This window comes from Longispora fulva, from assembly GCF_015751905.1.
Lineage (GTDB): Bacteria > Actinomycetota > Actinomycetes > Mycobacteriales > Micromonosporaceae > Longispora > Longispora fulva.
Window position 1 is genome coordinate 4,583,749 of the sequence record NZ_JADOUF010000001.1, and the last position, 11,534, is coordinate 4,595,282.

Genomic DNA, 11,534 nt, shown 5'->3' on the forward strand with positions numbered 1-11,534 from the left:
GTCTTTTTCCGTGCCGGACAAACCGGACTCGCCGAGAACTCTGGATGACCTGGATCACAAGATCCTCACGGAGCTGGCCATCGACGGCCGCCTCTCCATGCGCGCACTGGCGGAGAAGCTGCACATCTCCCGGGCCAACGCGTACGCCCGGGTGGACCGGCTCGTCGCCGACGGCGTGATCCTCGGCTTCGGGGCCCGACTGAACCCGGAGCGGGCCGGACTGGGCACGCCCGCCTACGTGATGGTGACGATCGAGCAGAACACGTGGCGGGAGGTGGTCGCCCGGCTGCGCGTCATCCGGTACGTGGACCACATCGCGCTCGTGGGCGGCGACTTCGACATCCTGGTGCTGGTCCGGGCGCCGGACAACGCGGCGTTGCGGCACCTGGTGCTGGAGAAGATCCAGGAGATTCCCGGGGTGAAGGGGACCAGGACGTGGCTGGTGTTCGACGAGGCGACCGGGGCGGGGCCGCACTAGATCTCGGGGACTCCGGTGGCTCCAACTGATGGGCCAGCCGGCGCGAGATGTCCTGGTGCGCCCTTCCGGGGGGCACGTGATGCTGGCAGGTATGAGCCTACGGTCAGCCTCGCTCGTAGCGGGCGCGTTGGCCCGTCTCGACGTAGCCGAGGGACTCGTAGAGGGCCGTCGCGCCCGGGTTGTTCGTCGCGACCATCAGCAGGACCGAGGTCGCGCCCTCCGCGCGCATGCGGTTCGCCGACTCCGTGAGCAGCGCCCGGCCGAGGCCCCGTCGGCGCCACGCCGGGACCACGCCGGCCTGACCGATCGCGTGGTCCGGGCTGGCGACGCAGAAGCCCGCCGGGGCGCCCTCCGCGTCCCGGGCCAGGAGCGCCCAGTCGGCCCGGAAGTCGTCCTCGTCGCCGCTGATCCAGTCGATCCACTCCCCGGACGACCAGCCGGGGAAGCCTGGGCGGTCGCGGAAGGAGGCGTCGTAGGCGGTGAAGAAGTCGGCCTCGTTGCCGGGTCGCCATTCCTCCAGGATGATGCCGTCGGGCAGCGGGGTGGCGGCCGGCGCCAGCGTGGCCCCGCCGGTCGTGAGGGGGCAGGTCATGACGAGTTCGCCGAAGGTGCGTTCGAGGCCGTAGCCGGTGAGGAGGCGGTCGACGGCCGGGGTCCAGGACTCGGTCTCGACCCGGGGGCGAGGCGCGCGGGCCAGGCCCCACTCGAGGAGATGCCGGCCGAGGCCGCGCCCCCGGTACGCGGGGGCGACCTGGGCGACGATGCCGGTGAGGCCGATGCCGGGCTGGCCGGGGCCCGGGGCCGGGCCGACCGGGCGGACGGCCACCGACGCGACCAGCTCGCCGGACTCGAAGGCTCCGAGCGCCTCGCCGCCGAGATAGCGGCCCCGGAGGAAGCCCTCGTCGGCGGACTGCGGCATGCCGCCGTCGGCGGCGAGGACCGACCGGGTGAGGGCCGCGAGGGCCGGCAGGTCGGATGCGGTGAGCGCGCGCCACTGGGTCATGGCCGCAATGTAGGACCCGTGGCAGTCGGCCGTCAGCTGGTTTTCGGGCCAGCCGTGGCGACACACGGTCGTCGGGCCGGCTTGGCGGCGGGCGGCGGGCGGCGGGCGGCGGGCGGCGGGCGGCCGCAAAGGATGCCTAATCGTGATGAAGGTAATGGGAACGTGATCGTCCGGCGTGGAGGGACGTGACCGGAGCGACCCTACGCTGCGGTCGGAGGTGTCCCCATGCTCCGGATCCACTTCACCCTGGCCGATGTGGCCAACACCAGCGTCGCCGGCGAGCCCGACGCAGACCTGGAACTGCGGTATGGCCTGCGGGTGCTCTTCGACGGCGCGCCGTCCCCGTTCACGGACTGGCGGCGCGGGCTGCGGGGCCTGCTGCCCCGGGCCCTGGCCGACCACACCGTCCACACCGACCCGACGGGCCCGGCCCGCCACGTCGACCCAATCTCGTCCGTCAGCCCCGCCGGTCCGACCGGCACAGGTCGGCCGGTGCGCGTCTCGGCCGCCGAGCGGTTCCGGGAGATCGCCGTCGCGCCGCACTGGGAGCAGATCCGTGCCCGGGTGGCCGCCGACCGCGCCGGACGCACCCGGGCCCTGTCCGACGGCGGGACCGGGCTGTTGCTGCGGACCCTGCACCCGGCCGTGCGGTGGGCCGCGCCCGTGCTGGAGCTGCCCGGACCCGACCGGGACGTGCGCCTCGACGGCTCCGGTCTGCTGCTGCAGCCGTCCGTGTTCTGCTGGCGGCGGCCGGAACTGCACGGGGACCGGATTCTGGTGTACCCGGCCGCCGCCGAGCCGGTACGGGAGCCCCGCGACCTGGGTGCCCTGATCGGGCGGGCGCGGGCGGCCATGTTGAGCGTGCTGGCGGCGGGTGGGGCGAGTACCACGGAACTCGCTCTGCGCACCGGGCTCTCCGCGGCGACGGCCAGCCAGCACGCGACGATCCTGCGGGCAGCCGGGGCGATCAGCACGCGCCGGGCGGGCCAGTCGGTGCTGCACTCGCTGACCCCGCTCGGCCAACGGATGCTCGAGACCCGCTGACCCGCACGCCGGACCGGAACCTGGCCTCGAACAAAGAGCGGCCCGGAGCGGGAGTGGAAACGCCCTGACCGCCGCCCCCGGGCCGGGACGGCGGTCAGGTCCGGCACCCCCCGGGGCCGGAGCGACAGCGTTACTGGACGAAGATGCCGGTCAGGTTGACCTGCGCGTACAGCGGGCTCATGAACGCCCCGCCCACCTTGGTGCCGTTGAGCTGGTACGCCCGCACGTAGTGCGTCGGCACCACCGGCGCGTACTCCCGCATGATCTTCTCGTCGAGTGCGCCGTAGAGCGGGGCGGCCTGCGCGCGGTCGCCCATCAGGGCCAGCTTCGCGAACTCGTCGTTGAGCGCCGGCACGTTGAGGTAGGACAGGTTCTGGTTACCCGTGGGCCGGATGCTGGTGCCGTCGAAGAGCACCTGCAGCGTGCTGGACCCGTCGGGGAAGTCCGCGGCCCAGCCGTTGGCGATCAGGTCGCAGGTGGTGTTGGACGCGCCGACCACGTTGGAGTACTCCTTCGACTCCACCGGGACCATTGCGACGTCGAACACGTTGTCGCGCTGGAAGGCGGCCTGCACGACGACGGCGTTCTTCTGGCCGTTGACGGTGTTCGGGAAGCAGTAGCCCAGCTTGCCGACCTTCTTGCCCTCGACCAGCTTCTTGGCCTTGGCGATGTCACCGGTCGGGCCGGCCTGGTACACGTCGTAGTCCTTGTAGCCGGGCACGGTCTGCGCCAGGATCGTGGTCGCCGGCCGGGCCACCTTCAGCCCGCCGAGGGCCTTGACGTAGGAGTCGCGGTCGAAGGCGTAGTTGAGTGCCTTGCGGACGTCGAGGTCCGTGACCCGCTGGGTGTTGATGTACACGAAGTTCGTGAACGGCGTCGCCGCCTCCATCGTGCGGCCCTTGAGGTTCGAGTCGCCGGCCACGGTCGCGATGTCCTGCTGGGCGACCGAGGCGGTCATCACGGCCGTCTGGTCTTCGCCCCGGCTGACCATGAGCCGCTGGGTCTGGCTGGCGCGGTTGACGGACCAGTCGAACTTGATGGTGTCGACGTACTGGTGCCGGGCCGGGTCGGTCTTCGCGTCCCAGTACGGGTTGCGCTCGAGGATCATGTACTGGTCCTTCTTCTGGACCTGGCGCTTGTAGGGGCCGGAGGCCACCCACTCGTCCTCGTACTTGTCCTTGCTGTCCTTGGCCTGCGGCACCGGCGCGACCGTCGGGTACGCGGCCAGGTACGGGAACTCCGCGTGCGGCTGCGCGAACGTGAACACGATCGTGTGGTCGTTCGGCGTGCTCACCCCCGGGACCTTCAGGTTGCCCTCGTAGGGACCCTTGTACTCGCGCTTGGGGTCCAGGGCGTTCTGGATGTACTGCATGCCCTGGTCGCCGTACCTGCTGAACGAGCGGGCCACGCCGTACGCGATGTCCTTCGAGGTGATCGGCGAGCCGTCCTCGAACTTGATCCCGTCCCGCAGGGTGTACGTCCAGGTCTTGTCCCCGTCGGAGGAGACGCCGGTGTTGGTGGCCAGGTCGCCGACCAGCCTCAGCGGCCCGCCGTTGGGGTCCTCCACGAAGGTGGTGAGCATCCGGAACATGACCTGGGTGCCGGCGTCCAGGGAGTCGGAGTAGTACATCTGCTGGGGGTCGAAGTGTTGGAACTCGCCGTCCTCCAGCCAGAGGATCTGGCCGCCCTTCTTCGCGCCCGGCACCTCCGGCGCCGGGGTCGGGGCCTTGCCGGCGTGGTCGATGATGATGTCCTGCTGGGCCGGCTTGTCGTCGGTCCCGCCCGCGTTCCGGGTGCTCTCGCACCCGGTCAGGGCAAGGCCGACGGCCAGCGCGCCCACGACGAGCTGCACTGCACTCCGCCGCATCACGGCCTCCTGTGAATCGATCGGATCTCCTTCTCCGACCGTAGGAAGCCGGGCCGCGGCGACGGTAGGCCTTTCGTTCCCAGCCGTACTGTCACGGGCTGGTCACACGGGTCAGCGGGCGATCTGCACGACCACCTCGGTGTCGGACACGTTCTGCACCGTGACCTTGAACCCGGCGACGTCCTTCTCCTGCGCCACCGGCATGGAGACCTCCTCGCCGGCCACCGACAGGGTCGCCTGCCCGTTGTTCACGCCGACGAACTTCACCTCGATGCCCAGGATGCTGGTCGTCGCCTCGACGCCCCGGTCGAAGGTGACCGTGCACGAGTTGAGGCTGCAGCTCGTCTTGGCCCCGTCGGAGCCGCACGCGGCGAGCGCTGGGACGGTCAGGAAGAGGGCCAGTAGGGCGGCGGCGACGTTTCCACGTGTCTTCACGCGCTCCAGAGTAGGTGACGACCGGTAGGTTACTGAGCGTGATGGGCCAAGGAGGCGGGAGCGCCCGATTCGGCCGGCCCGGCGGTGGCCGTCGCACCCGTAGGGCACGATGGGGCACATGACGCAGAGCGATCCCGTTGGCCTCGTGCTCGGTACGGTGGACGCCACTCCCCTGGCCTTCTGGGTCGCGGTGCGCCCGGGGGCGTACCTGCAGCTGGACGATGTGGTGGTGACCCGGCGCGAGGTGCCCGGCCGCGAACCGGTCGCGATCTCCGGCGTCGTCACCCAGGTCCGGGCCCGGCACGAGGGCGCGCAGTTCGAGTCGGACGTGTTCGCCATCTCCGCCGGCCAGCTGCCCGCCGAGGTGCAGGAGGCCGCCGAGGTGACCACCACCCGGGTCGAGCCGGAGGTGTACGTGCCGCCGCGCCCGGGCAGCGCCGTGATGCGGGCCACCGGCGACGAGCGGGCCTCCGCGCTGTACTTCGACCGGATGGAGCGCCGGATCCCGCTCGGCCTCGGGCGGGACGGGGCGGCGGTGTTCCTCAACGCGGACTTCCTCGACGGTACCCGGGGAGCGCACGTCTCCATCTCCGGCATCTCGGGCGTCGCGACCAAGACCAGCTTCGCAACCTGGCTGCTCTACTCGGTGTTCCACTCCGGCGTGCTGGGCGCGGAGGCGGCGAACACCAAGGCGCTGATCTTCAACGTGAAGGGCGAGGACCTGCTGCTCCTCGACCACCCGAACTCCAAGCTCGACGACGACACCCGGGCGAAGTACGCCGAGCTGGGCATGCCGGCCGGGCCGTTCCGGTCGGTGGCCGTGTTCGCTCCGCCGCGCGCCGGGTCCGCGGCCGGCACCCCGGACGTGGCGTGCCGGACCACGGGCGTGGACGCCTTCTACTGGACCCTCGCGGACTTCTGCGCGCTGCGGCTGCTGCCGTTCGTGTTCGCCGACGCCGACGACGAGCGCCAGCAGTACACGATGGTGGTGCACCAGGTCACGGCGCACCTGGCCAAGGTCGCCACCCCGGCCGACGGCGGCGTGGTCGTCGACGGCCAGCGGCTCAACACGTACGAGGACCTGGTCGACTACGTCACGGCACAGCTCGCCGACGAGGAGACCCGGGTCACATGGGGCGGGCAGGCCGTGGGCCTGGGCACCGTCAACGCGTTCAGCCGCCGGCTGATCGGCAGCAAGAAGGACCTCGGCCGGCTGATCCGGGGCGACCTGCCGCGCCGCCAGCACAGCATCGACACGTCCGAGGCGCAGGTCAGCGTCGTGGACCTGCACAACCTGCCCGACCGGGCGCAGCGGTTCGTGGTGGGCGTCACGCTGCGGACGGAGTTCGAGCGCAAGGAGAAGGCCGGCTCGGCGAAGCCGTTGCAGTTCGTGGTGCTCGACGAGCTGAACAAGTACGCGCCCCGGGACGGGACGAGCCCGATCAAGGAGATCCTGCTCGACATCGCCGAGCGCGGCCGGTCACTGGGCGTGATCCTGATCGGCGCGCAGCAGACCGCCAGCGAGGTCGAGCGCCGGATCGTCGGCAACTCGGCTGTGCGGGTGGTCGGCCGGCTGGACCCGGCGGAGGCGTCCCGGCCGGAGTACGGCTTCCTGCCGGCCTCGCAGCGCCAGCGGGTGCTGCTGGCCAAGCCGGGGACGATGTTCGTCGCCCAGCCGGAGATCCCGGTGCCGCTGGTCGTGGAGTTCCCGTTCCCGTCGTGGGCCACCCGGCCGAGCGAGGCCGGGGCGCTGCCGGTGGCCGCGCAACGCTCCGTGACCCAGGGCACCGACCCGTTCGCTCTCGCCGGGGACAGCCTGGACGACATCCCGTTCTAGGGATCAGTACACATCGAATGGATCGCTCACCGGCGTGCCTGCCCGTGATGATCAGTGCCGATGGGGCACGATGGCACACATGAGCGAACCGGAGGTGTGGACGTGAGGATCCTGCACACCTCCGACTGGCATGTCGGAAAGGTCCTGAAAGGCAACGCTCGAACCGACGAACACATCCGGGTACTGAACGAACTCGTCGAGCTGTGCGCGGCCGAACACCCCGACCTGGTCATCGTGGCCGGTGACCTCTACGACACCACCGCGCCGGGCGCCGAGTCCCAGAAGCTGGTCGTCCGGACGCTGTCCGCACTGCGACGCAACGCCGGGGCGGTCGTCGCCATCGCCGGCAACCACGACAACGGCGCGGCACTGGAGGCGCACCGCAGCTGGGCCGAGGCGGCCGGTATCTCCATGCGCGGGATCATCAGCCGGGACCTGGCGATCACGGGCATCACCGACGGCGGGGAACCGTGGCGGTGTGTCGCCCTGCCCTGGCTGTCGCAGCGGTACGCCATCCGGGCCACCGAGATGTTCGACCTGACCTCCGCCGAGGCCGACCAGCTGTACGCCGACCACGTCGCCCGCCTGGTCCGCGAGCTGACCAAGGACCAGACCGGCGACTCGGTGAACCTGCTCACCGCGCACCTGACCATGGTCGGCGGCCGGATGGGCGGCGGGGAGCGCGAGGCGCACACCGTGGCGCAGTACGCGGTGCCGACGGCCGTCTTCCCGACCAGCACGCACTACGTGGCGCTCGGCCACCTGCACCGCACCCAGCAGGTCGCCGGCCCGACCCGGGTGCACTACTCCGGCAGCCCCCTCGCGGTGGACTTCGGCGAGGCCGACAACCAGCCGTCCGCCATCCTCGTGGAGGTCTCCCCGGACACCCCGGCGAAGGTGCGCTCGGTGCCGATCAGGAGCGCCCGGGAGCTGCGCACGGTGCGGGGCACCCTGGAGGAGCTGCGCGCCCTGGACACCGGGGACGCCTGGCTGCGGGCCTATGTCAGCGAGAAGCCCCGGGCCGGGCTGCGCGAGGAGGCCCAGTCGTTCCTGCCGAACGCGCTGGAGATCCGGGTCGACCCGGCCATGCTCGCCGACGCGCGCCGGGCCGAGCGGGCCGTGCGGTCCGGGCGGAGTGCCAAGGAGCTGTTCTCCAGCTACCTCACCGAGGCCGGCCACGACGACCCGGCGGTCGCGGAGCTCTTCGACAAGATCTACACGGAGATGCACTGATGCGTCCGCTGCGCCTCGACATCGCCGGATTCACGGTGTTCCGGGAGCCCGCGACCCTCGACCTGACCGGCGCGGACCTGTTCGCCCTGGTCGGGCCCACCGGCTCGGGCAAGTCCACCCTGCTGGACGCGATCTGCTTCGCCCTGTACGGCACGGTGCCCCGCTCCGGCAAGCGCGGCGGGGTCGGCGGTGTGCTCGGCCCGTCAGCCGCCGAGGCCCGGGTGCGCCTGGTGTTCGAGTCCGGCGGCCAGCGCTACGTCGCCAGCCGGGTCGTGCGCCGGGTCGGCAAGGCCGGCGCCCCGCAGACCAAACACGCCGGCCTGGAGCGGTTGCACCCCGACTTCGACCTGTCCACCCTGGACTCGGGCCTCGACGCCGAGCAGCTCGGGGACGTGCTCGCCGGCTCGCCCAGCGAGATGGACGCCGCGGTGGAGAAGGCCGTCGGGCTGCCGTACGAGCAGTTCGTGACGTGCGTGATCCTGCCGCAGGGCGCGTTCGCCGAGTTCCTGCACGCGAGCCCGGCGAGCCGGCAGCAGATCCTGGTCAACCTGCTCGGCCTGGGCGTCTACGACGACGTCCGTGAACGCGCCGCGAAGGTCGCCTCCGACGCGACGGCCCGGCTCGAGGTGATCGACCAGCAGCTCACCCACGGGGTGCCGACCGACGAGGCGCTCGCCGAGCAGCAGGACCGGCTCGACCGGCTGTGCCGGCTCGCCGCCGAGGTGGACGCCGCGCTGCCGGCGCTGGCCCTGGCCGAGACCGCGGCCAGGGACTCGGCGGAGGCCCTGCGCGCCGCCGAGGACCAGCTCCGGACCATCGGCGCGGTCACGGCCCCGGCCGACACGGCCGCACATGGCGCACGGTCACGGGACGCCCTCGAGGCGGTCGCGCGCGTCGACGCGGAGGTGGCCGGGGCGGAGGCCGCAGAGCTGGCGCTGCTCCGCGAGCGGGACACCGCAGGCGACCCGGCGGGCCTGGCCAAACTCCTCGACGCGTACGAGCGGGCCGACGAGATCCCCGCCGAGATCGACCGGCACGCCGCGGCGCTCACGCTCGCCGTGGCCGCGCACGCCGCCGCCAGCTCCACCGTGGAGGAGTCCGCACGGGCGTTGGCGGGAGCGGAGGCGGCCCGGGACGCGGCCCGCACCGAGGAACTCGCCGCGGCCCTGCGCGGCCACCTGCGGGTCGGCGACGACTGCCCGGTGTGCCTGCGCGCGGTGGAGGAGGTGCCCGGCGTACCGGAGAATGTGCGGTTGACCGCCGCCGAGCGGGACGTGGCCACGGCCCGCGGCGGCCACGAGTCCGCCCTGCGCCGGCACCGCGACACCGACCGGGAGGAGGCGGCGGCCCGGACCACACTCGACGAGGCCCGCAGCCGCCTGGAGCGGGCCACGGCCTGGTTCGTCGGCAAACCCGACCGGGTGGAGGTCGCGGCGAGCCTGGCGGCGGCCCACGACCTGGCCAAGCGCCTCGACGCGGCCGGCACCGAGCTGCGCGCCCTGCGCAGGCACCGTCTGACCTGCGGCAACGAGCTCGACGCCGCGCGCACCGCCCTCCAACGCGCCTGGGCAGGCTACGACCGGGTCCGCGACGGGCTGTCCGTCCTCGGGCCGCCCGCCGCCGACCGCGAGGACCTGGCCGGCTCGTGGACCGCGCTCGCCGACTGGGCCGCCGACCGGGCCACGGCGCTGCGGGCCGCCCGCGACGAGGCCTCGGAGGCCGCCCGCGGTGCCGCCGGGGCGCTGACCGGGGCCCGGTCGGCGATCGACGCGTTGTTCGCCGCCGCCGACGCGCCGCGCACCGGCAACCCGGTCCGCGACGCCGCCGTCGCCGTCGAGCGGGCGTCCGCGGTCCTGGCGAACCTCACCGAGGCCCGCGAGCGTGCCGCCCGGCTGCGCGAACAGCGCGACGGCCACCAGCGCGACGCCACGGTCGCCAAGGCCCTGGCGCAGCACCTCAACGCGAACAACTTCAAGCGCTGGCTGCTCGCCGAGGCCCTCGACCAGCTCGTCGACGGCGCGTCGGCGCTGCTGATGGAGCTGTCCTCCGGCCAGTACGAGCTGGGCCACGACAAGGGCGAGTTCTACGTGGTCGACCACCACGACGCCGAACAGCAGCGCGCGGTGCGGACCCTGTCCGGCGGCGAGACGTTCCAGGCGTCGTTGGCCCTGGCCCTGGCGCTGTCCGACCGTCTCGCCGGGATGTCCAGCAACGCCACCACCCTGGGGTCGATCATCCTCGACGAGGGGTTCGGCACCCTCGACGGCGCTACCCTGGACATGGTCGCCGCGACGCTGGAGAACCTGGCGGCGCGCGGGGACCGCCTCGTCGGGGTCGTCACCCACGTGCCGGCGCTGGCGGAACGGATCCCGGTGCGCTACGAGGTGCGCAAGGACGCGCGGAGCGCCTATGTGGAGCGGGTGGCCTGACATGAGGATGCACGTCGACACCTGGGACCCCGGCTACGGGACCTCGCTGTCCGGGGACGACCGCTCCCCCAGCAAGACCGAGGTCGAAACGGATGTCGAGATGTCCGACTGGCGACCGGTCACCCCGGGCACGGTCGCCGAGGCCCGGCTGATCCGCCTGGTCGACGGGGTCCGGCGGATCGACGCCCGGGTCTGGCTCGACTCCGGCGAACCGGGCCCGCCGAGCCTCGGAGTCGCCGCGTCCTACGCCGCCGGGGTCGTCACGTGCGACCTCGCCGCCGGCAGCGCGACCCTGGACACCCCGCTCGTGGAGCGCGCCCTGTTCACCGCCGAACGGCTCGCGGCCGTGCCGGTGCGCGGCGCGACGTACATCTCGGTGCCGATCGGCAGCGACGACCCGGCCAAGCTCGACGCCGGCATCCAGGCCAAGCTCCGCGAGCTGGAGATCCGGGTCGCCCAGCAGGCCGGCGCCGACCACGACCTGCTGATCGTGGACGGTCCGTTGCAGGGCCGGTCCTCGCTGCCCCGGGTGCTGGGGTACATCAAGACCCACCGGGCGCAGTACCTGCCGCCCGCGCACACCTCCGTCGTCAACGTGCTCGAGTCCGGGCAGCGCACGCCGATCTTCCGGCTGGGCAGTCCGTTCCCCCGGCTGAGCTGGTATGTGCAGCTCCCGGGCGGGGACGGCGCGCCCTGGGCCGGCGTCGTGCGGGTCGAGTGCCCGGCGGAGCTGTCCGTGGCCGAGGCGGTGGCGCTGGCGGACCTGTCGGCGGTGACGCTGCCCCGGTTGGCGTCGAGTCCGTACAAGGATCCGCGCGCCCCGCAGAACCTGCTGCCGATCGGCGGCCTCGAACGGCGACTGCGGGCGCTGCTCGGCGACGCGCGACTGCTGCACCGGTCGTTGCGACTCGCCGTGGCGTAGTGCCACTTGTGCCCACACCCGTCACCTCCCTGGAGATGTTCTCGTTTTCCAATTTGGGAGGTCACATTCATGTACGCCTTTGTGCATCACGACAATCACGGCCATTTCCTTGATGTTCGAACGGACGGTCGCCGGTGGCAGGTGCCGCTCGACGCCGCCGAGTCCGACTGTCTCGCCCAGGTCCTCACCGGCGTGTACCCACCACCGCCCGGTGACCTGGCCGACCTGCGGCGACTCGTCCTCGACGTGACTGGCAGGGACCCGCTGCGCTGATACCGTTGCGGGG

Annotated in this window: 10 protein-coding genes; 7 read left to right on the forward strand and 3 right to left on the reverse strand. The window is 72.4% G+C overall.

The window, feature by feature from the left end:
* Positions 1–10 precede the first annotated feature (10 nt).
* Positions 11–478: an Lrp/AsnC family transcriptional regulator gene (locus IW245_RS20315; protein WP_372445198.1), complete on the forward strand. Its 468-nt coding sequence runs from the start codon at positions 11–13 to the stop codon at positions 476–478.
* A 103-nt stretch (positions 479–581) separates the two neighbouring features.
* Here IW245_RS20315 and IW245_RS20320 read toward each other — a convergent pair whose 3' ends face one another.
* Positions 582–1,481, reverse strand: coding sequence for a GNAT family N-acetyltransferase (locus tag IW245_RS20320; RefSeq protein WP_197004758.1), 900 nt, complete (start codon positions 1,479–1,481; stop codon positions 582–584).
* A gap of 225 nt (positions 1,482–1,706) precedes the next feature.
* Here IW245_RS20320 and IW245_RS20325 point away from each other — a divergent pair, with 225 nt between their 5' ends.
* Entirely contained in the window at positions 1,707–2,525 is an 819-nt protein-coding gene (locus IW245_RS20325; RefSeq protein WP_197004759.1) for an ArsR/SmtB family transcription factor, read from the forward strand.
* Between the two features lie 130 nt (positions 2,526–2,655).
* Here the strand turns inward: IW245_RS20325 and IW245_RS20330 are convergent, their stop codons facing one another.
* Both IW245_RS20330 and IW245_RS20335 read right to left on the reverse strand, forming a co-directional pair.
* Complete coding sequence (locus IW245_RS20330; protein WP_197004760.1) at positions 2,656–4,392, reverse strand: ABC transporter substrate-binding protein; 1,737 nt, start codon at positions 4,390–4,392, stop codon at positions 2,656–2,658.
* Between the two features lie 111 nt (positions 4,393–4,503).
* Complete coding sequence (locus tag IW245_RS20335) at positions 4,504–4,827, reverse strand: hypothetical protein (RefSeq protein ID WP_233473031.1); 324 nt, start codon at positions 4,825–4,827, stop codon at positions 4,504–4,506.
* A gap of 118 nt (positions 4,828–4,945) precedes the next feature.
* On the opposite strand from IW245_RS20335, the gene IW245_RS20340 reads away from it, so the two are divergent.
* The 5 genes from IW245_RS20340 to IW245_RS20360 all read left to right on the forward strand — a co-directional run bounded on the left by IW245_RS20340 (position 4,946) and on the right by IW245_RS20360 (position 11,521).
* Positions 4,946–6,664, forward strand: coding sequence for an ATP-binding protein (locus tag IW245_RS20340; RefSeq protein WP_197004761.1), 1,719 nt, complete (start codon positions 4,946–4,948; stop codon positions 6,662–6,664).
* Positions 6,665–6,766: 102 nt separating this feature from the next.
* Positions 6,767–7,897, forward strand: coding sequence for an exonuclease SbcCD subunit D (locus IW245_RS20345; protein WP_197004762.1), 1,131 nt, complete (start codon positions 6,767–6,769; stop codon positions 7,895–7,897).
* Positions 7,897–10,326, forward strand: coding sequence for an AAA family ATPase (locus IW245_RS20350; protein WP_197004763.1), 2,430 nt, complete (start codon positions 7,897–7,899; stop codon positions 10,324–10,326). The genes IW245_RS20345 and IW245_RS20350 overlap by 1 nt, the downstream gene beginning before the upstream one ends.
* Position 10,327: 1 nt before the next feature.
* Complete coding sequence (locus IW245_RS20355; RefSeq protein WP_307788900.1) at positions 10,328–11,248, forward strand: DNA double-strand break repair nuclease NurA; 921 nt, start codon at positions 10,328–10,330, stop codon at positions 11,246–11,248.
* A gap of 69 nt (positions 11,249–11,317) precedes the next feature.
* On the forward strand, positions 11,318–11,521 hold the full coding sequence (locus IW245_RS20360; protein WP_197004764.1) for a hypothetical protein: 204 nt from the start codon (positions 11,318–11,320) through the stop codon (positions 11,519–11,521).
* The last annotated feature ends 13 nt before the right edge of the window (positions 11,522–11,534 follow it).